Source organism: Polaribacter dokdonensis (assembly GCF_024362345.1).
In the GTDB taxonomy this organism is placed as follows: Bacteria; Bacteroidota; Bacteroidia; order Flavobacteriales; family Flavobacteriaceae; genus Polaribacter; species Polaribacter dokdonensis.
In genome coordinates this window covers 149566-171902 of sequence record NZ_CP101505.1, presented here as the reverse complement: position 1 = coordinate 171902, position 22337 = coordinate 149566, and the positions used below count along the sequence as shown (strand labels likewise).

19 protein-coding genes are annotated in these 22337 nt (G+C 29.8%); 12 read left to right on the top strand and 7 right to left on the bottom strand.

Annotated elements, in window-relative coordinates; genetic code table 11:
- Nucleotides 1-3: 3 nt before the first annotated feature.
- Nucleotides 4-369, top strand: coding sequence for a PUR family DNA/RNA-binding protein (locus tag LPB302_RS00705; RefSeq protein WP_053974434.1), 366 nt, complete (start codon nt 4-6; stop codon nt 367-369).
- A gap of 87 nt (nt 370-456) precedes the next feature.
- Here LPB302_RS00705 and LPB302_RS00700 read toward each other — a convergent pair whose 3' ends face one another.
- Genes LPB302_RS00700 through LPB302_RS00690 form a run of 3 tightly spaced genes read right to left on the bottom strand, consistent with a single transcriptional unit; the run spans nt 457 to nt 2790 of the window.
- A complete protein-coding gene (locus LPB302_RS00700; protein WP_176966490.1) occupies nt 457-1524 on the bottom strand; it encodes an isochorismate synthase in 1068 nt (355 codons plus the stop codon).
- Entirely contained in the window at nt 1521-2372 is an 852-nt protein-coding gene (locus LPB302_RS00695; protein ID WP_053974433.1) for an alpha/beta fold hydrolase, read from the bottom strand. The genes LPB302_RS00700 and LPB302_RS00695 overlap by 4 nt, the downstream gene beginning before the upstream one ends.
- Nucleotide 2373: 1 nt before the next feature.
- Entirely contained in the window at nt 2374-2790 is a 417-nt protein-coding gene (locus LPB302_RS00690; protein ID WP_053974432.1) for a PaaI family thioesterase, read from the bottom strand.
- A gap of 70 nt (nt 2791-2860) precedes the next feature.
- Here LPB302_RS00690 and LPB302_RS00685 point away from each other — a divergent pair, with 70 nt between their 5' ends.
- The 3 genes from LPB302_RS00685 to LPB302_RS00675 all read left to right on the top strand — a co-directional run bounded on the left by LPB302_RS00685 (nt 2861) and on the right by LPB302_RS00675 (nt 5215).
- On the top strand, nt 2861-3361 hold the full coding sequence (locus LPB302_RS00685; RefSeq protein WP_053974431.1) for an IS1096 element passenger TnpR family protein: 501 nt from the start codon (nt 2861-2863) through the stop codon (nt 3359-3361).
- Nucleotides 3362-3450: 89 nt separating this feature from the next.
- On the top strand, nt 3451-4350 hold the full coding sequence (locus tag LPB302_RS00680; protein ID WP_053974430.1) for an ABC transporter ATP-binding protein: 900 nt from the start codon (nt 3451-3453) through the stop codon (nt 4348-4350).
- Nucleotides 4351-4369: 19 nt separating this feature from the next.
- Nucleotides 4370-5215 carry an ABC transporter permease gene (locus tag LPB302_RS00675; RefSeq protein ID WP_053974429.1) on the top strand — a complete coding sequence of 282 codons (846 nt, stop codon included), beginning with the start codon at nt 4370-4372 and terminating at the stop codon, nt 5213-5215.
- A 66-nt stretch (nt 5216-5281) separates the two neighbouring features.
- On the opposite strand, the gene LPB302_RS00670 is transcribed toward LPB302_RS00675, so the two are convergent.
- Entirely contained in the window at nt 5282-6913 is a 1632-nt protein-coding gene (locus LPB302_RS00670) for an isocitrate lyase (protein ID WP_053974428.1), read from the bottom strand.
- Nucleotides 6914-6996: 83 nt separating this feature from the next.
- A complete protein-coding gene (aceB, locus tag LPB302_RS00665) occupies nt 6997-8592 on the bottom strand; it encodes a malate synthase A (protein ID WP_053974427.1) in 1596 nt (531 codons plus the stop codon).
- Between the two features lie 126 nt (nt 8593-8718).
- Between aceB and LPB302_RS00660 the strand changes: the two genes are divergently transcribed.
- From LPB302_RS00660 to LPB302_RS00625, 8 genes are all read left to right on the top strand, one after another.
- Nucleotides 8719-10203, top strand: coding sequence for a helix-turn-helix domain-containing protein (locus LPB302_RS00660; RefSeq protein WP_053974426.1), 1485 nt, complete (start codon nt 8719-8721; stop codon nt 10201-10203).
- A 37-nt stretch (nt 10204-10240) separates the two neighbouring features.
- Complete coding sequence (locus LPB302_RS00655) at nt 10241-11884, top strand: acyl-CoA carboxylase subunit beta (RefSeq protein WP_053974425.1); 1644 nt, start codon at nt 10241-10243, stop codon at nt 11882-11884.
- 93 nt (nt 11885-11977) lie between these two features.
- Nucleotides 11978-14071, top strand: a complete 2094-nt coding sequence (gene pta, locus LPB302_RS00650) for a phosphate acetyltransferase (RefSeq protein WP_053974424.1) — start codon at nt 11978-11980, stop codon at nt 14069-14071.
- A gap of 2 nt (nt 14072-14073) precedes the next feature.
- Nucleotides 14074-15267, top strand: a complete 1194-nt coding sequence (locus tag LPB302_RS00645) for an acetate/propionate family kinase (RefSeq protein ID WP_053974423.1) — start codon at nt 14074-14076, stop codon at nt 15265-15267.
- 131 nt (nt 15268-15398) lie between these two features.
- The gene (locus tag LPB302_RS00640; RefSeq protein WP_053974422.1) at nt 15399-16118 is read left to right on the top strand and encodes a YebC/PmpR family DNA-binding transcriptional regulator; all 720 of its coding nucleotides are present in this window, start codon (nt 15399-15401) and stop codon (nt 16116-16118) included.
- 42 nt (nt 16119-16160) lie between these two features.
- A complete protein-coding gene (locus LPB302_RS00635) occupies nt 16161-17921 on the top strand; it encodes an AMP-dependent synthetase/ligase (protein ID WP_053974421.1) in 1761 nt (586 codons plus the stop codon).
- A 79-nt stretch (nt 17922-18000) separates the two neighbouring features.
- Nucleotides 18001-19779, top strand: a complete 1779-nt coding sequence (locus LPB302_RS00630; protein WP_053974420.1) for an AMP-dependent synthetase/ligase — start codon at nt 18001-18003, stop codon at nt 19777-19779.
- 74 nt (nt 19780-19853) lie between these two features.
- Nucleotides 19854-21050 carry a hypothetical protein gene (locus LPB302_RS00625; RefSeq protein ID WP_053974419.1) on the top strand — a complete coding sequence of 399 codons (1197 nt, stop codon included), beginning with the start codon at nt 19854-19856 and terminating at the stop codon, nt 21048-21050.
- 58 nt (nt 21051-21108) lie between these two features.
- On the opposite strand, the gene LPB302_RS00620 is transcribed toward LPB302_RS00625, so the two are convergent.
- The gene (locus tag LPB302_RS00620) at nt 21109-21717 is read right to left on the bottom strand and encodes a thioredoxin family protein (RefSeq protein ID WP_053974418.1); all 609 of its coding nucleotides are present in this window, start codon (nt 21715-21717) and stop codon (nt 21109-21111) included.
- Between the two features lie 3 nt (nt 21718-21720).
- The gene (locus tag LPB302_RS00615) at nt 21721-22257 is read right to left on the bottom strand and encodes a TlpA disulfide reductase family protein (RefSeq protein ID WP_053974417.1); all 537 of its coding nucleotides are present in this window, start codon (nt 22255-22257) and stop codon (nt 21721-21723) included.
- Nucleotides 22258-22337 lie beyond the last annotated feature (80 nt).

The following is a 22337-nucleotide window of genomic DNA, read 5'->3' as shown; positions in this document are numbered from 1 at the left end:
ATTATGGCAGAGAGAGTTGAACAGGAAGAAATTTTTTCGCAGGTATTAAGAGCTGGTAGAAGAACTTACTTTTTTGATGTTAGAGCTACCAAAGCAGATGATTATTATCTAACAGTAACTGAAAGCAAAAAATTTACACACGATGATGGCTCTTTCCATTATCAAAAACATAAGATTTATCTTTACAAAGAAGACTTTTCTGATTTTCATGAAATGTTAAAAAAAGCTACAGATTATATTGTTGCTGAAAAAGGAGATGAAGTTATTAGTGAACGTCATCAAAAAGATTTTAAGAAAGAAGATCATACTAATAAAGAAGAAACAACCTCTGCAAAGAGTTTTACTGATGTTTCTTTTGACGATATTTAAAAAGAAGAATCTTTTTAAGCGATTTTAATTCAAATTCAATTTTACACTTGCAAAACCGTAACTTTAATTAGTTACGGTTTTGTATTTTTATAAAACAGTTTTCATTGTTTTACTTTTAGAAACTGTTTCTTCATATTCTTTTTCTGCAACACTGTCTTTGGTAATTCCTCCACCAACATATATAACTGCTGAATTATCTTTAATAGACATACATCTCAAATTTACAAATAACTGCGATTTTTGAATTGAATTTGTAGTATTCTTTAAATTCAGTTCACCTAAAAACCCTGTGTAAAAAGTTCTATTATAGCCTTCGTTATTCAATATAAAATCTTTAGCAGACTTTCTTGGCAAACCACAAACAGCAGGTGTTGGATGAATAGCTCTAATTAATTGCTCTAGATTGGCATTTGTACTTAGCCTACCTTCTACCCTTGTTCTTAAATGCAATAAATTACCAGCTCTAATGGTTTCTGTAGCATCGATTTTTAAATTGAATGAAATAGGGTTTAATTGGCTTTCAATAAAGTAAGTTACCAATTGCTGCTCTTCTAACTCTTTAGATTTCCATTCAGGATTTTTATTTTCTTGATAAACTTGTGTACCAGCTAAAGACATCGTTTTAAATTTATCACCTTCAACATGTAATAAAGTTTCAGGTGTTGCACCTAACCACAAACCTACTTTAGGATGAAACCATACATATACAAATGCGTTTTGATATTTTTTTAACAAGGATTTGTAAACCCTTAATAGATCAAATTTTTCTAAATCGACTATTTCATTTCTTGAAATAACTATTTTCTCTAGATTTGATTTTTCTATAGTATCAATAGCCTTATTTACAATTTTAATGTGCTTCTCCTTTGCAAGCAGATCTTCTTGATCACTTAAGACAGACTCACTTTCTATAAGTAAGTCATCGAAATCTATATTCTTTTGATAAAACTCAGATTCCTCTTTAGGAAAAAGTATTGCATCTTCTACTTCATCAAAGGGTGCAAAAACAAAACCAGAAACCTCAAAATTTTCTGTAATTCTAAGAGTATCAGATTGCATAAAAAATGCACTTAACTTTGATTCATTTGGTTTACTATAAGCCACAAAAGGCTTGTTATCAGCAAAATGCTCATGTATTTTATTAAAAATATTCAATCTAAACTTTTTAAGAATTGTTCTTTTATGATATCAAAATCTTCCCAAATTAAAAAATGTTTTGCTCCAGGAATCTTTACTAATTTAAATTGTTTCTCAGGAAATTGTTCTAGCAAGTATTCTGAGTTTGAAAAAGGAACAATAACATCTTCTGTACCATGAATGCTTATAATATCATTTTTATTCTCTGTCCAAATATTATCAAACTTTTGCAAATCTTCTTTATGAGTTAACTTTTCTTTACCTGCTTGTTTCCAAATATTTGGCACTAACCATTTTGTTAAACTCCATTTATAAATATTTACGAACCAAAATTCTGGTTCTACTTTATGATAAACTGCAGGTGCTATTAATATTGTTTTTTTATAATCATTAGTGTCTGCCAAAGCTATTGGACCTCCATAAGAATAACCAACTACTATTGTTTTACGACGCTTTAAATCTTTAGTAATACTTTGTAACAAATCACGCTCAAAAGCAATAGAAGCTTGCGTTCCATGCTCATCATCATAATTATATCCTACTCTATCATAACTTATAAAGTTTGTTTTCTTTGCCAAAACAGAGTCACTCATATAACCAATAAAATCTAAAGATGAACCAATTGTACCATGAACAAAAACCATAGTAGGTAAATCTTTATCATTAGTTATTTTTATCTTTCTGTAGGTAAACCCTCTAAAAGTTTCATAGGTTAATTCAGGCTTAATACCTAATGCTTTAAACTCTGATAAAATCTTTTCATCAGACTTAGGTTTGGTAAAATAATAAAATGAGAAATAACCTAAAATTAAGCTGAGGAACAGAAACCCAATTAAATATTTTAAAAGCTTTTTTAATTTATTCATCCTATTTTTTAGCCAAAACAATATTTGTCATTTTAGCCACAGAAATCAGATTATCATTCTCATCTACTATTGTTACTTCCCACAAATGCGTGCTTTTTCCTTTATGAATATTCTTAGCTGTTGCATAAACAATACCCTCTCTTTTACTTTTAATATGGTTAATAGAAAGTTGAATTCCGTTTATAAATTGATTTTTATTATCTATAAAAAAATTAGAAGCAGCACTACCAACAGTTTCAGCCAAAGCAGCAGTTGCACCTCCATGCAATTGTCCATAAGGCTGATGCACTTTAGGAGAAACAGGCATTTTTGCTGTTAAAAAATCATCACCAATAGCAACATACTCAATATCAAGCGTTTCCATTAATGTGTTTTTATTACGTGCATTAAATGCAGCCAAAAGACTTTCTGTATCCATTTCTACGTGTTTGTGATGTAAAAATACATATAAAAAGTCGTATTTTTGCCACTGAAAATGATGTAAGTTTATGTACAAAATCAGAATTATTTTAGACACTAAAGAAGATGTTTTAAGAACTATTTTAGTTGATGACACCATTAACTTAGAAAGTTTGCACTATACCATTGCAAAAGCTTTTGGTTTTGAGGGACAAGAAATGGCATCTTTCTACAGAACTGATGATGAATGGAACCAAGGTGAAGAAATTCCTCTTTTTAACATGGCAGAAGCAGGTGAAGCAATTTCTATGCAGACGTGTATACTAAATGAAACGCTTCCTGATGAAAACAATAAACTTATTTACGTTTATGATTTTTTAAATATGTGGACGTTTTATGTTGATGTAGTGGAAATAAATGAAGACAAAAGAACAGATTTACCACAAACTATTTTAGAAGTTGGTGAAATACCAAGCGAAGCTCCAGAAAAAGAATTTGTTGCAGATAAACTAGGCAATGAGTTTGATGAAGAAGATGATTTAGATGACGACTTTGGGCATTATGATGACTTCGATTATAATGATTATTAATTAGCTTTTAATAGAACTGCTTTAAATGTTTTCGTAACAAAATTGTACTTTAGTCGTCTTACTTTTTATAACTGACTAAATCAATTGCATTGGAAACTATCTTATCACTCAAAAATCTCGACAAAAAATATGGCAAAGTTCATGCTGTAAATGATTTATCTTTTGACATTCAAAAAGGTAACGTTTATGGTATTCTTGGCCCAAATGGAAGTGGAAAATCGACCACTTTAGGTATCATATTAAATGTTGTAAATAGAACATCAGGTGAGTTTTCTTGGTTTGATGGAAAATTATCTACACATGAAGCTTTAAAAAAAGTAGGCGCAATTATTGAACGCCCAAACTTTTATCCATACATGACAGCTGCACAGAATTTATCTTTAATCTGCAGAATAAAAGGAATATCTACTGAAAAAATAGATGAAAAACTAACCACTGTAAATCTTTTTGAAAGAAGAAATAGTAAGTTTAGTACCTTTTCTTTAGGTATGAAACAACGTTTGGCAATTGCATCTGCATTGTTAAACGATCCTGAAATTTTAATTTTAGATGAACCTACAAATGGTTTAGACCCTCAAGGAATTCACGAAATAAGAGAAATTATAAAGAAGATTGCTGCAAATGGTACTACAATTTTATTAGCATCTCACCTTTTAGATGAAGTGGAAAAAGTGTGTAGCCATGTAGTTGTAATTAGAAAAGGTGTAAAATTATATTCTGGTAGAGTGGATGAAATGACAGCCTCTAAAGGCCTATTTGAACTTAAAGTAGATAAGGATGAAGAAAAATTAATTTCATTATTAGAGAGTCATGATGCTATTTTAAAGGTTACCAAAGAGCAAGATCAAATCATTGCTACACTTAATGATGAGATTTCTGCCTCAGAAATAAACAGTTTGTTATTTAAAAATGGATTAGTACTAAGCCACTTGGTAAAACGCAAACCAAGTTTAGAACAACAATTTTTAGATTTAACAAAAAACAACTAATCAACTAAAAAAACCAGTCATGTTAAGACTTCTCACTATAGAATTTCATAAATTAAGATATAATAAAGCTAGTAAAGTATTATCTATTATTTACTTTGGGCTACTTACATCAATTGCTTTAATTGCAGCCATTAAATTTGAATTTGGTGATTTTAAATTGCATTTAGCGGATGCAGGAATTTTTAATTTTCCTTACATCTGGCATTTTAACACGTTTATAGCAGCCATTTTAAAGTTTTTCTTATTGCTAGTTATTGTATCTATGATGTCTAATGAATACAGCTACAAAACCTTAAAACAAAATTTGATAGATGGTTTAAGCAAAAAAGAGTTTATACTTTCTAAGTTTTACACTGTAATTGCTTTTGCCTTAATCTCTACACTATTTGTATTTGTAGTTTCTTTAATATTAGGTTTAGTGTATTCAGATTTTGATGAATTTTCAATCATAGTATCTGATTTAGACTATTTATTAGCCTTTTTTGTGAAACTGGTTGGCTTTTTCTCTTTTGGATTATTCTTAGGAATTTTAGTAAAACGATCTGCTTTTGCAGTTGGAGCCATGTTTGTTTGGTTAATTATAGAAAGTATGTTTAAAGGCTATTTGTATTGGCAATTTCAAAGCGCTGAGAACACAGGTGAAAAAGTAGATTCTATTATGCAATTTTTACCTTTAGAAGCCATGTCTAACTTAATAAAAGAGCCATTTTCTAGATTAGGAGCTGTAAGGTCTGCTGCAAATACAATGGGTGAAATGTTTACAAAAAGTTATGATGTAGAAGTAATTAATGTACTTATTGTTTCTGCATGGACATTCATTTTTATTTATTTATCATACAAATTATTATTAAAGAGAGATTTATAAAAAAAATCTCTTTGAGCCGAAACTCAAAGAGATTTTACAATTTTCTTTTTCAAAATATTACTTAACCTAAGCCACTTTAGAAACTTCTAATTTGGCTTTTTTATTGGTATTTATATTATCAAACTGATTTGAGGTATTCTTTGTTCCACCAGCTTTTAAGGCTTTGTCTCCTGCAAAAAACGTTTTATGATCATCACCTAAATCTGAACCAGCCATTCTTTGATGTTTAACACAAGAAACTCCTTTTCTAATTTCTTGTCTTTGTACACCTTTTACATAAGCTAACATCCCTTCTTCTCCAAAATAACCTTCAGTTAAATCATTCATATGCAAAGCTGTTGTATGATAGGTAGGTAATGTAATTAAGTGATGAAATATACCTGCTTCTCTAGAACTATCTGCTTGAAATGTTCTTATTTTTTCATCTGCTCTTTTGCAAAGGTAAGATCCATCATATTTTGCGTCCATTAAATTTTCTTTATCATAATGTAATATATCTAACCCAGAAGCAGCCATTTCTTCATACACTTGTTTTCTAAAATTCAATGTCCAATTAAATGAAGGTGAATTATTATACACCAACTTTGCATCTGGCACCATTTCTTTAACTCTATTTACCATAGAAGCAATCTGAGCTACATTAGGAGTTGGAGTCTCTATCCACAATAAATCTGCACCATTTTGCAAACTTGTAATACAATCTAAAACTACTCTATCTATATTAGTACCTTCTTTAAATTTATACAAACCATTTGCCAAACGAATTGGTCTTAACAACTTTCCTCCTCTTTTCATTAAAACCTCATCTTCTTTGGCTTCTTTTAAAGTGATTTCTTCAGCATCTACAAATGCTAAATACTGAGAAGCTAAATCTCCTGGTTTTTGACTTACAGGTAATTTTTGAGTTAAACCTGCACCTTCAGAGTCTGTTCTTGCAACAATTACACCTTCCTCTACTCCTAACTCTATAAATGCATATCTAATAGCATTTAATTTTGCAATAAAATCTTCATGAGGTACAGTTACTTTTCCATCTTGATGACCACATTGTTTTGCATCTGAAACCTGATTTTCTATTTGCAAAGCACAAGCTCCAGCTTGAATCATTTTTTTTGCTAATAAATAAGTTGCTTCTTCATTACCAAAACCTGCATCAATGTCTGCAATAATTGGCACAATATGCGATTCATAATTATCTATTTCAGCTTGCAAATCTTCTCCATTTTCTAAACGTCTAAACAAATCATTCAATTCAATTGCATCAGCTTGCCTTAAAAAGTCATAAATTTCAGCAATTAAAGCAGGCACAGCAGTTTTTTCATGCATAGATTGATCTGGTAATGGCCCAAACTCTGAGCGCAAAGCAGCAACCATCCAACCTGATAAATACAAATACCTTTTGTTAGTAGTTTTATGATGTTTTTTAACTGCTATCATTTTTTGTTGCGCAACAAATCCATGCCAACAACCTAAAGATTGTGTGTATTTACTTGAGTCTGCATCATAATCAGACATATCTTTTCTCATTATACCTGCAGTATATTTTGCAATATCTAACCCAGTTCTAAATTGATTTTGACTTACCATTCTTGCAGCACTTTCTGCGTTTATTGATTGCCAAGAATTTCCAAATTTCTTCTTCAGATTTTGAACTGTTTCTAATACAGAACTGTAATTGGGTTGTGCTAAATTTTTCATAATTTTGTTTTTTGATTATTAAGGTTTTTGTGATTTTAGTAATTACGTCTCGTAATCTATTGCAGTAGTTACGAGACATTTTTTTATATATAATTATAAGCTTCTAAGGTTAAGAATTCTTTGTAATCTTTAGATAGCACTAAATCATCAAACAATTCTATTGCTAAAGGAAATCTTCCTTCTTTAAAAGAAGTCTCACCCACTAAATTTTTAATCTTTTCTATTTCTTCATTTTTTAGTTTTTGATACATAGCTACATCAAAAGTTTCATCATTATTAATCTTAATATTATTATGTAACCAAAGCCATACTTGAGTTCTAGAAATCTCAGCAGTTGCAGCATCTTCCATTAAATTATAAATAGCAGCAGCCCCATTTCCTCTAAGCCAACTTTCTACATATAAAATTCCAACATTAATATTTTTACGAATTCCTTCTTCAGTAATTGTCCCTATTGGCAACTCTACAAGATTAGCTTCTGTGATGTTTAAATCATTCCTTTTTACATGAATTTGATTTTTAGTTGGCATATTTTCATTAAAAACAGCCAATGCTACACTAACTAAACCAGGATGAGCAACCCAAGTTCCATCATGACCATTTTTAACTTCTTGCTCTTTATCATTTATGACTTTTTTAAATGCAGCTTGATTAGCCATTTCGTCATTTTTAATCGGGATTTGTGCAGCCATTCCACCCATTGCATGCACCCCTCTTTTATGACATCTTTGAATAACTCTTAAAGAATAAGCCTTCATAAATGGAGTACTCATAGTTACCTGATCTCTATTAGGCACCATAAAATTAGAATGATTTCTAAATTTTTTGATGTAAGAAAAAATGTAATCCCATCTACCACAATTTAATCCAGCCATATGATTTCGTAATTCGTAAATTATTTCATCTAACTGAAAACTTGCAGTAATTGTTTCTACTAAAACAGTTGCTTTAATCGTTTTTTGAGGTATACCCAATTCATTCTGAGCAAATGCAAAAACATCATTCCAAAAACGAGCTTCTAAATAGTGTTCTAATTTTGGTAAATAGAAATAGGTTGCTGAGCCTTTTTCAATTAGAGTTTTAATATTATGAAAGAAGTACAATCCAAAATCTACTAAAGAACCAGACATTGGTATACCTTCAATTTTAAAATGTTTTTCATTTAAGTGCAATCCTCTAGGCCTAACTAATAAAGTTGCAGTTTCATCATTTATTTGATAGCTTTTGTTCTTTTGTACGTTATAGAAACTAATTGTACCCAAGTTTGCATCCCTTAAGTTTAGCTGCCCATTCAAATTATTTTCGATACTTGGAGAATTACTATCTTCAAAATCTGCCATAAAGGTTTTAGCTCCAGAATTCAATGCATTAATTACCATTTTACGATCTACAGGTCCTGTAATTTCTACACGTCTATCTAATAAATCTTCAGGTAAAGGAGCACAAAGCCAATTAGAGTTTCTAATGGTTTCTGTTTCTTTTGGAAAAGTTGGATAATTACCAGCATCAAAATAAGCCTGTTCAATTTCTCTTGCTTCTAATAAGTTTAATCTTTGCTGATTAAACTTAGCATGAAGTTTAATTAAAAAAGTTTGTGCTTCTGGTGTTAAAATTGATTTGTAGGCTTCTTTTTCAAAACCTTCAAAATCGATTGCTCTAGAAATTACTTGTTCATACATAACTATTTATTTTAATCTTACTATGCAATGATATAAATTTATTTTGAACTCCACAAGCGAACGTTCGCTATTTTATAAAATAATTTTATTTTTATTGGTTTCGCTAATTTTATATATATTTGATTTATGACAATAGAAGATGAATACATTCGATTAATTTTTGGACTTAAACTCAAACAAATAAGAACAGAGAAAAACTTATCACTATTTGGTTTAGCAAAACTATCTGGCTTATCAAAATCTTATTTGAATGAAATAGAAAAAGGAAAGAAATATCCAAAGACCGATAAAATTCTATTATTATCTGAGAGTCTTGAAGTTTCTTATGACAACTTAGTATCTCTAAAACTCGATAAGAACTTAGCTCCAATTGGAGAAATTCTGCAGTCTAAAATCTTAAAAGAAATTCCTCTTGAACTTTTTGGCATTAAAGAGAATAATTTAATAGATATTATTGCAAATGCTCCTGCAAAAGTGAATGCCTTTATTAGTACTGTTATTAAGATAGCTCAAAACTACAACTTAACTAGAGAAAGTTTCTTCTTAGCGTCTTTGCGCTCTTATCAAGAAGCGCACAATAACTATTTTGAAGATATTGAAAATGATGTGGAAAAGTTTGCAAAATCCTATCATATAAATTTATCAAAAAGAATAAAATCTGAAGATTTAGAAGAAATATTAATAGAGGAATTTAACTATAAAATAAACACTAACGAGTTAACAAAACATAAGCATTTAGAAGGATTACGTAACATTTACATTCCAACCAAGAAATTACTTTTTATTGATCCAAAAATATCTGAAGAGCAAAAAACGTTTATTTACGCAAAAGAGTTAGCCTACAATTTTTTAAAAATTGATCAACGTTTATATACTTTTCCATGGATAAATTTTGAGAATTTTGATCAGGTTCTAAATAATTTTATTGCTTCTTATTTTGCTGGAGCTCTAATTATTCCAAGAAAAAACTTGACTGAAAAGTTATCTAACTTTTTTGAATTAGAGGAATGGAACTCTTTAAAGCTTCATCAAATTATAAAAGGTTTTAATTGTTCTCAAGAAACGTTTTATCAGCGTTTAACAAATATTCTTCCTAAATATTTTAATATTAAAAACCTGTTCTTTTTACGTTTTACACATTTAGAGAATTCAGCTGAATACAGATTAAACAAAGAACTACACATTACACAGCAACAAACGCCACATGCTAATAGAAATAACGAACACTATTGCAGAAGATGGGCATCTATTAAAACCATTAAAGCATTAGAAAACTCTAATAAAGATAGATCTACTTTTGGTGTCCAAATATCATCTTACGTCAATCAAAAAAATGAATATTTAGTACTATCATCTGCAGCACAAGATCCTTTCAAAAAGAATATAAGTAGAAGTGTTAGTCTTGGATTGTTATTAACTCCTCAGTTAAAAAAGAAAATTAATTTTTTAAATGATACTACTTTTCCGAAGCAAACTGTTGGAGTTACTTGCGAAACTTGTTCTGTTAAAAATTGCGAAGATCGAGTTGCATCACCTAGCAGATTACTTAAAAAGGAAAAGTATGAAGAAATTGCAAAAACTGTTGATGAAATTATAAAATCTTACAGTTAAAAATTATTAATTTAGCAAGATAAAATTTAAGAAATTTATGGATATTAACTTCAATAAAAACGAAGATTACAATAAACTTTTAGTTTCAGATTTAAAAAAACGTTTTGCCCACGTAAAACTAGGTGGTGGTCAGAAAAGAATAGATAAACTTCATGCCAAGGGTAAAATGACTGCTCGTGAACGAGTAGATTATTTATTAGACAATAATACTAAATCGATTGAGATAGGCGCTTTTGCAGGTGATGATATGTATGAAGAACATGGAGGATGCCCTTCAGGAGGTGTTATTGTAAAAATTGGCTATATTAAAGGAAAGCAATGTATTGTTGTTGCAAATGACGCTACTGTTAAAGCTGGTGCATGGTTCCCTATTACAGGAAAGAAGAATTTAAGAGCTCAAGAAATATCAATAGAAAATAAATTACCAATTATTTACTTAGTAGATTCTGCAGGAGTTTATTTACCAATGCAAGATGAAATTTTTCCAGACAAAGAACATTTTGGTCGTATTTTTAGAAATAATGCTGTAATGAGTTCAATGGGTATTACTCAAATTTCTGCAGTCATGGGTAGCTGTGTTGCAGGTGGTGCATACCTACCTATTATGAGTGATGAAGCCTTAATTGTAGACAAAACTGCTAGTATATTTTTAGCAGGAAGTTATTTAGTAAAAGCTGCTATTGGAGAAAGTATTGACAACGAAACTTTAGGTGGAGCAACTACACATTGTGAAATTTCTGGAGTTACAGACTACAAAGCCAAAGATGATAAAGACGCTTTAGATAAAATAAAATTTATAGTTGATAAAATAGGCGATTTTGATAAAGCAGGTTTTAGTAAAACAGAATCTTTTGAGCCTAAAGAAAATCAAGATGATATTTTTGGAATTCTACCAAAAGAAAGAAATGCGCAATATGATATGTTAGAAATCATAAAGCGTTTGGTAGATAAATCTGAATTTGAACAATACAAAGAAGGTTATGGACAAACCATTTTAACAGGTTATGCAAGAATTGATGGTTGGGCTGTTGGTATAGTAGCAAATCAAAGAAAATTGGTTAAAACAACCTCATCTAAAACCAAGCCTACAGAAATGCAATTTGGTGGTGTAATTTATAATGATTCAGCTGATAAAGCCACACGTTTTATAGCCAACTGTAATCAGAAAAAAATACCACTGGTATTTCTACAAGATGTTACTGGTTTTATGGTAGGTTCTAAATCTGAACATGGAGGAATTATTAAAGATGGTGCAAAAATGGTAAATGCAGTTAGTAACTCTGTAGTACCTAAATTTACTATCGTTATTGGTAATTCATATGGTGCAGGAAATTACGCTATGTGTGGTAAAGCTTACGACCCAAATTTAATTGTAGCTTGGCCAAGTGCTGAATTAGCGGTTATGAGTGGTAATTCTGCTGCAAAAGTTTTATTACAAATAGAAACAGCATCACTTAAAAAGAAAGGTGAAGAAATTACACCAGAAAAAGAAGCAGAGTTATATAAAGAAATAAAATCAAGATATGACAAGCAGATTTCTCCTTATTATGCTGCTGCAAGAATTTGGACAGATGCTGTAATAAATCCTTTAGATACCAGAACTTGGATTTCTATGGGTATTGAAGCTGCAAACCATGCTCCTATTGAGAAAAAATTTAATATGGGTGTTTTACAAGTCTAATCAATAACAACTATATTTTTATAGATAATAAATGACTAATATCAGAATTAGTCATTTTTTTTTGCTTTATTTTTGTATCATAAACCACACAAAATGAGTAAAGCAATTTACGTTACAACTATAGAACCCAATAGTGGAAAGTCTCTTATATCACTTGGTGTTTTAAGAATGATGCTTACCAAATCTACAAAAGTCGGCTACTTTAGACCAATCATCAACAAAAGTAAAACTGATAGTTTTGATAATCACACAAATACAGCCATCAACTTTTTTAATCTAGATTTAGATTATAATGATTGTCATGTTTATGAACAAAATGAAGTTGTAGAGCTATTAAGTGAAGGAAAAGAAGATGAAATAATTCATAAAATTATTGAGAAGTACAAAAAACTAGAACAACGATTTGATTATGTCTTAGTTGAAGGTACCGATTTTTCTGGAGAAGGTGGTTTTACTGAAATTGACGTGAACTTAATGGTTGCCAAAAACTTAGGTATACCTGTATTAATTGTAGGTGCAGGAAATGGAAAAAAGAAAAAAGACTTTATAAACACCATGCAATTAACCTACAATTCTTTTATTCAAAAAGAAGTAGATGTAATTGGTTTAATAGCAAACAAAACAGAAACAGATGAAATTGATTATGTTAAGGAACAATTGGCAAAATCAATTGCTGGAGATATTCAAATAGATGTAATTCCTAACGTTAACTTTTTAGCCTATCCTACAGTTAAAGAAGTTGTAGAAGAGTTAAATGGTAAAATTTTATTTGGAGAACAGTTTTTAGACAACGCAATTGGTAGTTTCAGTACAGGTGCTATGCAACTTAGAAATTACTTAACACACATTAAAAACAATGCACTTGTAATTACTCCTGGAGATAGAGCAGACATTATTTTAGGAGCTTTACAAGCAAATTCGTCTAGTAATTATCCAAACATATCTGGAATTATTTTAACAGGAGGTTTAATTCCTGAAGATTCTATTATAAAATTGATTGAAGGTGTGCAATCTACCATTCCAATTATTTCTGTTGAGGGTGGTACTTTTGGAATATCAAACAAAATTGGTGCTGTAAAACCAAAAATTTACGCAACCAACAGCAAAAAAATATTATTAGCTTTAGATACTTTTGATGCGCATGTAAACGCAACAGGATTAACAAATACATTGTCTAATTTTAATTCAGACAAGTTAACCCCAAGTATGTTTCAATACAACTTACTTCAAAGAGCAAGAGCACACAAAAAACACATTGTATTGCCAGAAGGAAATGATGAACGAATTATTAGAGCTGCAGCAAGATTACAACTTTTAAATATTGTTGATTTAACTTTATTAGGTGATAAAAGAGAAATTCAGGCTAAGTGCAATCAATTAGGAATTCAAATTGATTTAGAAAAAATTAATGTATTAAATCCAGAAGATTCTATTCATAATATAGCCTTTGGAAAAACCCTTTATGAAGCAAGAAAACATAAAGGAATGACAGAAACAACTGCTCAAGATTTAACAACAGATGTATCTTATTATGGCACATTAATGATTTTAAATGGTTTAGCAGATGGTATGGTTTCTGGAGCTGTACACACAACTATGCATACCATAAAACCTGCACTACAAATCATAAAAACAAAACCTGGAGTTTCCGTGGTTTCTTCTGTATTCTTTATGTGTTTATCAGATAGAGTTTCTGTTATGGGTGATTGTGCTGTAAACCCAAATCCTAATGCAGAACAATTGGCTGAAATTGCAATTTCATCTGCACAATCTGCAGAAGCTTTTGGTATTGAAGCAAAAGTGGCAATGTTGTCTTACTCTTCAGGAAGTTCAGGTAAAGGCGAAGAAGTAGAAAAGGTAAGAAAAGCTACAGAAATTGTAAAAGAAAAACAACCAAGCTTAAAAATAGAAGGCCCTATACAATATGATGCAGCTGTAGACATGTCTGTAGCTAAAACTAAAATGCCAAATTCAGATGTTGCTGGTCAAGCCTCAGTATTAATTTTTCCTGATTTAAATACAGGTAATAATACTTATAAAGCAATTCAAAGAGAAACTGGAGCACTAGCTATTGGCCCGATGTTACAAGGACTTAATAAACCAGTAAATGACTTAAGTAGAGGCTGTACAGTAGATGATATTTTTAATACAGTTTTATTAACAGCAATTCAAGCAGAACAAGGATAATTATGAAAATATTAGTTTTAAATGCTGGTTCTTCTTCTTTAAAATATCAAGTTATAGATATGCCATCTGAAGAGGTTAAATGTGTTGGTTTAGTGGAAAGAATTGGTATGGAAGATGCTATTTTTACTCATGAAATAGAAAACCAAAAACAATCTGAAACATTACCTATTTTAAACCATGAAACAGGGTTAAAAAAAATAGCAGCTACTTTATTAGATTCTAAAATTGGAGTAATCAATAATGTAGAAGAAATTGAAGCTGTTGGTCATAGAGTCGTTCATGGAGGAAATAAGTTTAACAAAACCACCATTGTAAATAAAGAAGTTAAAGATAATATCCGTGAATTATTCAGTTTAGCTCCTTTGCACAATCCTGCAAATTTAACAGGTATAGAAATAGCTGAAACTATTTTTACTTCTGCAAAACAAATTGCCATTTTTGATACAGCTTTTCATCAAACCATGCCTAAAGAAGCGTATCAATATGCCATAAAAAATGAATTTTTAGAAAATTATAATATTAGAGCTTATGGGTTTCATGGTACAAGTCATAAATATGTTTCTGAAAAAGCAAGAGCATATTTAGGCATTAAAAATGCTAAAAATATTATTACCATACATTTAGGAAATGGCTGCAGTATGTCTGCAATTAAAGATGGTAAAAGCATCGAAAATTCATTAGGTTTTGGCCCAATGAATGGCTTAATTATGGGAACTCGTTCTGGAGATATAGATCAATCTGTTATTTTTTATTTGATGAAAAAACTAAACAAAACTCCTGATGAAGTTGCTAGTTTACTAAATAAAGAATCTGGAATGTTAGGTCTTACTGGCTATTCAGATTTAAGAGAAATCTCTGAACAAGCAGAAAATGGCAGTGTAGATTGTAAAAATGCTTTAGATTTAGCTGGCTATAGAATTAGAAAATATATTGGTAATTATGCTGCTGTATTAAATGGTTTAGATGCTATTATTTTTACTGCTGGAATTGGTGAGAATTCAGCTTTAATGAGAGCCTTAGCTTGTAAAAACCTGTCTTTTTTTGGCATTGAGTTAGATGAAGAAAAAAACTCAAAAAGAGAAAAAGGAATTAGAGAAATTCAAACTGAACAATCTAAAGCAAAAATACTAGTAATACCAACTAATGAAGAAATTGAAATTGCTAAACAAACCTATAATTTACTTCAAGAAATATAAATAGTACTTAATGAAAATCATAAAAAAAAGTCAATCATATTTATAAAAATCTAGTATAAATCCATCAATTAAAAAATTGCAAATCACCTTGCTAATTTTTACATTTGTGAGCATTAAAAAAATCAACAGAAATGGGTAGAGCATTTGAGTTTAGGAAAGCACGTAAAATGAAACGTTGGTCAGCAATGGCTAAAACATTTACCAGAATTGGTAAAGACATTGTTATGGCTGTAAAAGAGGCAGGTCCTAATCCAGATACTAACTCAAGATTAAGAGCAGTTATTCAAAATGCAAAGGCAGCAAACATGCCTAAAGACAATGTAGAACGTGCTATAAAAAAAGCTTCTGATAAAGATACTGCAGATTATAAAGAAGTTTTGTTTGAAGGCTATGCTCCACATGGAATTGCTGTACTTATTGAAACTGCCACAGATAACAATAATAGAACTGTAGCTAACGTAAGAGCTGCATTTAATAAATGTGATGGAAATCTAGGAACTTCAGGTTCTGTATCGTTTATGTTCGATCATACTTGTAACTTCACAATCAAGAAAGAAGATATTTCTATTGACATGGAAGAACTTGAACTTGAATTAATTGACTTTGAAGTTGAAGAGGTTTTTGATGATGAAGAAGGTGTGATAATTTACGCTCCTTTTGAACAATTTGGTGCATTACAAAGTTATTTTGAAGACAATAATATCGAAATTTTATCATCTGGATTTGAGAGAATTCCAACAACTACAGTAAAACTAAATGACGATCAAAAAGCAGATGTAGAAAAGCTTTTAGAAAAATTAGAGGAAGATGATGATGTAAACTCTGTATATCATTCAATGGAGGAATCTTAGATTTCTTAGTAATTTAGTAACTTGTCAGGAAATTTTTTTAAAATGCCTGATGCTATTACTCGTATTTTCGACTTTGCCTATTATCAACTAGAAAATGAACCTTTAGAAAATTGCCTAAATTTTAAAAATAATGGCAATTGGAATTCTATTTCTACAAAAACATTTACTCAAAAAGCAAACGAAGTAAGTAGTTCTTTACTTTCTCTAGGTATAAAACCTAATGATAAAATTGCTGTAATTACCGAAAACAATAATCCTAATTGGCATATTTTAGACATTGGTATTTTGCAAATAGGTGCCCAAAATGTTCCTTTGTATGCAACACTTTCTGAAAATGATTATGCCTATATTCTTAATCACTCAGACTCAAAATATTGTTTTGTTTCCAGTCAAGAATTATATAAGAAAGTAAAAACAGTCTTAAATAAAACTCAACTTAAAAATGTTTTTTCTTTAGAAGAATTAAATACTGATTACGATTGGAATTCCTTTTTATCCTTAGGTAAAAAAACAGATAATTCCAATAAAATCGAAGCACTAAAAGCTAAAATAAAACCAGAAGATTTAGCAACTATAATTTATACTTCTGGCACCACAGGTACTCCAAAAGGTGTAATGTTAACTCATAAAAATATCGTTTTTACAGTTTTTGCAATTACCAAAAGACTTAATTTACAAAGAGGTAATAATAAAATTATTAGCTACTTACCTATTTGCCATATTTTTGAAAGATCTGCTTTTTACTACAATTTATACATGAGTGTTCAAGTTTATTTTGCAGAAAACATAGAACAAATTGGCGAAACTATAAAAGACGTAAAACCAGATTATTTAGCAGTAGTTCCTAGACTTTTAGAAAAGATTTATGATAAAATTGTTGATAAAGGCAGCAATCTTTCTGGTTTAAAAAAACGATTATTCTTTTGGGCTTTAGAACTAGGTGAAAATTATGAACCTTATAATTTAAATGGCTCTTTTTACAATTTTAAACTATCTATTGCTCGAAAATTAATTTTTAAGAAATGGAAAGAAGCTCTAGGTAATAATTTACAGTTTATGATTTCTGGAAGTGCACCTCTACAACCAAAATTAATTCGAGTTTTTACAGCTGCAGGTATACCTATTTATGAAGGGTATGGAATGACAGAATCATCTCCAGCAGGAACTTTAAACGATGAGCGAAACAATGGATTAAAAATTGGTTCCGTTGGTAAACCTTTAGAGGGCATAGCAATTAAAATTGCGAATGATGGAGAAATTTTAATGAAGGGTGATCATATTATGTTAGGTTACTTTAAAAATAAAGAACTCACAGACAAAACCATTATTAAAAACTATTTACATACAGGAGATATTGGAGAGATTGATAAAAATGGTTTTTTATCTATCACAGGTAGAAAAAAAGAAATGTTTAAAACCTCTGGAGGTAAATATATTGCTCCAGCAGTTTTAGAAAGTGAGTTTAAACAATCTAGATTTATAGAACAGATTATGGTAGTTGGCGAGAATCAAAAAATGCCAGCAGCTATTATTCAACTAAACTTTGAATTTCTTAAAGAATGGGCAAATCGTCATCAGTATAAAATTGATGAATTTCATTCTAATGAAAAAGTGACAGCAAGAATTCAAAAAGAGATCGATTTTTACAATAATAAATTTGGAAAATGGGAAAAAATTAAAAGGTTTGAGTTAACACCTGATGAATGGACAATAGATGATGGATTATTAACACCAACCTTGAAGATTAAAAGGAATAATATTCGCGATAAATACAATAACCTCTATGAAAAAATATACAATTAATAATTTTGAGCCACTAATAAATAACTATTTGTAAAATCAAGGATATTTCATTAGATTTACGTTATACAAAATAGAATATATGCCAACAGAAATTTCGAGGATTTTTGATTTTCCTTATTTTCAGCTAGAAAAGTACAATCTTAAGAAAGCATTAAATACAAAATACGATGGTAAATGGGAGTCTCTTTCCACCCAAGAATATATAAACAAAGCAAATCAATTTAGTAGAGGTTTATTAAAATTAGGGATTAACCCAAATGAAAAAATAGCCATTATTTCTACCACAAACAGAACAGAATGGAATGTTTGTGACATAGGTGTATTACAATTAGGTGCACAAACAGTGCCTATTTATCCTACAATTTCAAAGGAAGATTATGAGTATGTTTTAAATCATTCAGAAGCTACTTATTGTTTTGTTTCTGATGTTACAATTATCGAGAAATTAAATAAAATTAAAGGCAATACTAAACTTAAAGAAGTATATACTTTTGATGATATTAAAGGCGAAAAAAGCTGGAATGAAGTTTTAGAATTGGGTAAAGATCAAGAAAATCAACCTGAAGTAGAAGCCAGAAAAAAAGATGTAAAACCAGGAGATTTAGCAACCTTAATTTACACTTCTGGAACTACAGGAAGACCTAAAGGTGTTATGCTAAGTCATAGCAATATTGTATCTAACGTACTTACTAGTGAAGAAAGAGTACCATTAGAAAAAGGAAAAGACAAAGCATTAAGCTTTTTACCTGTTTGTCATGTTTTCGAAAGAATGATTTTATATTTATACCAACTTTGTGGTACTGAAATTTATTTTGCAGAAAGTTTAGAGAAATTAACTGAAAATGCTCAGGAAATAAAACCTAATGTAATGACTGCAGTTCCAAGATTGTATGAAAAAATTTACGACAAAATTATTCTTAAAGGTGAGGATTTAACTGGTATAAAGAAAAAATTATTTTTCTGGGCTGTTGACTTAGGTTTAAAATATGAACCTTATGGAGCTAATGGCTGGTGGTATGAAAAACAATTAGGACTAGCCAGAAAATTAATATTTTCTAAATGGCAAGCTGCTTTAGGAGGTGAATTAAAATTAATGGTTTCTGGTAGTGCAGCTTTACAACCAAGGCTAACTAGAATATTTGCAGCTGCAGAAATGCCAATTATGGAAGGTTATGGTTTAACTGAAACATCACCTGTAATTTCTGTAAACTTTGTAGAAGAAGCAGGAGAAAGAGGTTTTAAAGTAGGTACTGTTGGTAAAGTTATAAATAGAGTTGAAGTAAAAATTGCAGAGAATGGAGAAATCCTTGTAAAAGGGCCAAATGTTATGCAAGGTTACTACAAACAGCCAGATAAAACTGCAGAAGTTTTAAAAGATGGTTATTTTCATACTGGAGACAAAGGTGAATTAGATAACGAAGGTTATTTAAAAATTACAGGTAGAACAAAAGAGATGTTTAAAACCTCTGGAGGTAAATATGTAATTCCACCATTATTAGAAGGTGAATTAAAACAGTCTATGCTTATAGAACAAGTAATGGTTGTTGGTGAAAATGAAAAAATGCCAGCTGCTATAATTCAACCAAATTTTGAATACCTTTCAGATTGGGCTAAAAATAAAGGAATCGCTTTTAGTAATAATGAAGAACTTGTTGCTAATGAAAAAGTTATAGCCAAATACCAAAGAACAATTGATAAGTGTAATGATCACTTTGGTAAATGGGAACGTATTAAAAGATTTGAACTTACTTCTGATGAATGGTCTATAGATGGAGGACATTTAACTCCAACCATGAAAATGAAAAGAGAAATTATTAAAAATATTTATAAAGATTTGTACGATAAAATATATAATTAATACTTAGTATTAATCATAGGTTTAAAATTAGTAGAAAACCCCCTGAAAAATCAACTAACTTAAAATCAAATGATATGATTCATACAACTGAAATTAGAGATCACAAAGAGTACACAAGTAAAGGATTTCAATATGTATTAGCTTGTATAGCCTCAATTATAAGCATTGGTGTAATGGTCTCCTGGTTTACTGGTAATTTACAAGTGTTAAGTATTTTACCTGGAGGAGCTACCATGAAGTTTAATACTGCTTTGGTTTTTTTCTTAGCGAGTATAAACACAGTAATTATATTTTCTAACAAAAAGGTTTTAAAATATGTATTTATTGTATTTTCAATTTTACATATTTTAATTGGTGCAATTACTTTATTAGAATATTCTGTATTCTCAGACATTGGTATAGATAACCTTTTTGTAGCAGATACAATATCTTTATCAAATAGTGGTATGATGTCGCCTGCAACAGCCATTTGCAGCATATTTATAGGTATAGGTTTTTTGGGCTTTAGAACTGCAAATAAAACTTTTCAATTTGTAGGCAGAGCTAGTAATGTTATTGTTTTCTCCATCTCACTTTTAGCAATAGTATCCTATGTATTAACTATTCCATTAGAAGAAAAGACTACTTTATTTAGTTCTATGGCTGTACACACTGCTGTTTTATTCTTTGTTTTTTCTATTTTCTTAGGAATGTACAATTATGGCTCTTTCTATTTAAAAGTAGTAAAAGCTAGATATGGTCTAACTAAAAGTATAATTGAATTACTACCAAAAACATTATTCTTTACAGCTATTTTAATAAACATGATGTTTATTGGAATTTATATGGATTTAATAGATGCAGATTTTGGTGCATTTACAGCAACCTTAATTTTAATTGCTATGTATGCCTATATTTTAACTTATAACCTAGAGCGCAAAATAAAGAAAACAAAAGACGGTTCTTTTAAGAAATATACTTTTACTATAAATAATTCTGTAATTAAAGCTGAAAAAGAAATAAGGTACACTAATGATTTGTTTAAGTTTAATGATAATATAAAAAACAATGATTTAATGAATAAATTATTTTCTGAATTGAACTTAGAGATTAATCCAGAGCAATTTGACGAAATTTGGGAAACCCTTAATTTAGGAGAAACATGGTCTGGAAATATTTCTAAAAGAACTTTAAAATTAGATGCTCATCAAGTTTACACTACTATAATTCCATATAAAAACGCTAAAGGCTCTTTAACAGAATTCTTTGTAACAAAAAGACGAATTCTATAAACAAAAAAATCCTTGGTAAAATTACCAAGGATTTTTTTTATTAAATGTTTCTATCTTATTATTTAGTTTTAATAGAACAACCAATTGCTTTAGTAGTTGTTTTATCTATTTTTTTACCTACCAATAATGCATCTACTGCATTCTCTACGTACTTTTCATTTACTGCATCAGGATTCCTAGAACTATCATCAATAGCTCCAATATACTCTACCTTCATTTCTGGCTTACTTACAATGTAAACATGTGGAGTTTTAGTAGCTCCGAATTTTGGATATACTTTCTGACCTTTATCTAACAAGTAAGGAAAATTGAACCCTTTCTTAGAAGCTCTCACTTTCATTGCTGCAAAACTATCATCAGGAACAACATCAGGATCATTAGGATTGATAGCAATTACAGGAAAACCTTTACTTGCATATTTATTATTTAAAGCAATAATTCTATCTTCATTAGCCACAGAATATGGGCATGTATTACAAGTAAAAATGATTATAAAACCTTTAGCACTTGTATAATCTGCTAAAGAAACCATTTTATCATCAATATTCATTAATGAGAAATCTTCTATAGAATCGCCTACCTTATATGTAGCTGTAGATTTAGAAGTAAAAGCACTGGCAAATATTGTAATTGCCATTAATGCAAAAATTGTCTTTATTGTTTTCATAATTTATAGATTTATAAATGATTTTAATTCACGCTCCAAGCCTTCGTAATCAAAAGATTGTTCGTAAAACTTTCTGTTCTCTTTATTGTAAATTAATGTAGCTGGTATAGCTCCACTCCAACTTTCATCAATTGCGTTAATCCAAACGTTTTCATTGGTATCATCCAGCAGAATCACTTCAGATTGAAGGTTCTTCTTATTTATAAAAGGAATTAATTTTTTATCAACTTGTTTAGGAAAATCTAAACTCACTAGAATTACTTCTACATTTTTATCCTTATAATCCTCATTAATTTTTTCAAAATAAGGCAATTCTTTTACACAAGGTGCACACCAAGTTGCCCAGAAATTAATAACATAAGTTTTGTTATCATCTTTCTCCAATAAAGGTTTTAACTGATTATAATTATAGGTCTTAACACTAGTTACCTCTTGTACCTTTTCTGATATGTTGACTTTAGCATTTTTCTTTTCTGAAGTGTTATTCTTGCAAGACAACAAACCAAAAAAGACCAGTAAGATTATTAGAATTTTCTTCATAAAGGATAAAATTAAGGTTTTTAAAAGTTAAAATCCTTATCAAATTAATGGATTAACAGATGTTTAACTTCTTAAAATCA

Coding starts and splice junctions, on each gene's coding strand:
- LPB302_RS00615 (WP_053974417.1), bottom strand. CDS start 22,257: ATGAAGAAAATTCTAATAATCTTACTGGTCTTTTTTGGTTTGTTGTCT.
- LPB302_RS00625 (WP_053974419.1), top strand. CDS start 19,854: ATGATTCATACAACTGAAATTAGAGATCACAAAGAGTACACAAGTAAA.
- LPB302_RS00670 (WP_053974428.1), bottom strand. CDS start 6,913: ATGAAAAATTTAGCACAACCCAATTACAGTTCTGTATTAGAAACAGTT.
- LPB302_RS00695 (WP_053974433.1), bottom strand. CDS start 2,372: ATGAATAAATTAAAAAAGCTTTTAAAATATTTAATTGGGTTTCTGTTC.
- LPB302_RS00630 (WP_053974420.1), top strand. CDS start 18,001: ATGCCAACAGAAATTTCGAGGATTTTTGATTTTCCTTATTTTCAGCTA.
- pta (WP_053974424.1), top strand. CDS start 11,978: ATGAGTAAAGCAATTTACGTTACAACTATAGAACCCAATAGTGGAAAG.
- LPB302_RS00640 (WP_053974422.1), top strand. CDS start 15,399: ATGGGTAGAGCATTTGAGTTTAGGAAAGCACGTAAAATGAAACGTTGG.
- LPB302_RS00655 (WP_053974425.1), top strand. CDS start 10,241: ATGGATATTAACTTCAATAAAAACGAAGATTACAATAAACTTTTAGTT.
- LPB302_RS00660 (WP_053974426.1), top strand. CDS start 8,719: ATGACAATAGAAGATGAATACATTCGATTAATTTTTGGACTTAAACTC.
- LPB302_RS00645 (WP_053974423.1), top strand. CDS start 14,074: ATGAAAATATTAGTTTTAAATGCTGGTTCTTCTTCTTTAAAATATCAA.
- aceB (WP_053974427.1), bottom strand. CDS start 8,592: ATGTATGAACAAGTAATTTCTAGAGCAATCGATTTTGAAGGTTTTGAA.
- LPB302_RS00620 (WP_053974418.1), bottom strand. CDS start 21,717: ATGAAAACAATAAAGACAATTTTTGCATTAATGGCAATTACAATATTT.
- LPB302_RS00675 (WP_053974429.1), top strand. CDS start 4,370: ATGTTAAGACTTCTCACTATAGAATTTCATAAATTAAGATATAATAAA.
- LPB302_RS00685 (WP_053974431.1), top strand. CDS start 2,861: ATGTACAAAATCAGAATTATTTTAGACACTAAAGAAGATGTTTTAAGA.
- LPB302_RS00635 (WP_053974421.1), top strand. CDS start 16,161: ATGCCTGATGCTATTACTCGTATTTTCGACTTTGCCTATTATCAACTA.
- LPB302_RS00705 (WP_053974434.1), top strand. CDS start 4: ATGGCAGAGAGAGTTGAACAGGAAGAAATTTTTTCGCAGGTATTAAGA.
- LPB302_RS00690 (WP_053974432.1), bottom strand. CDS start 2,790: ATGGATACAGAAAGTCTTTTGGCTGCATTTAATGCACGTAATAAAAAC.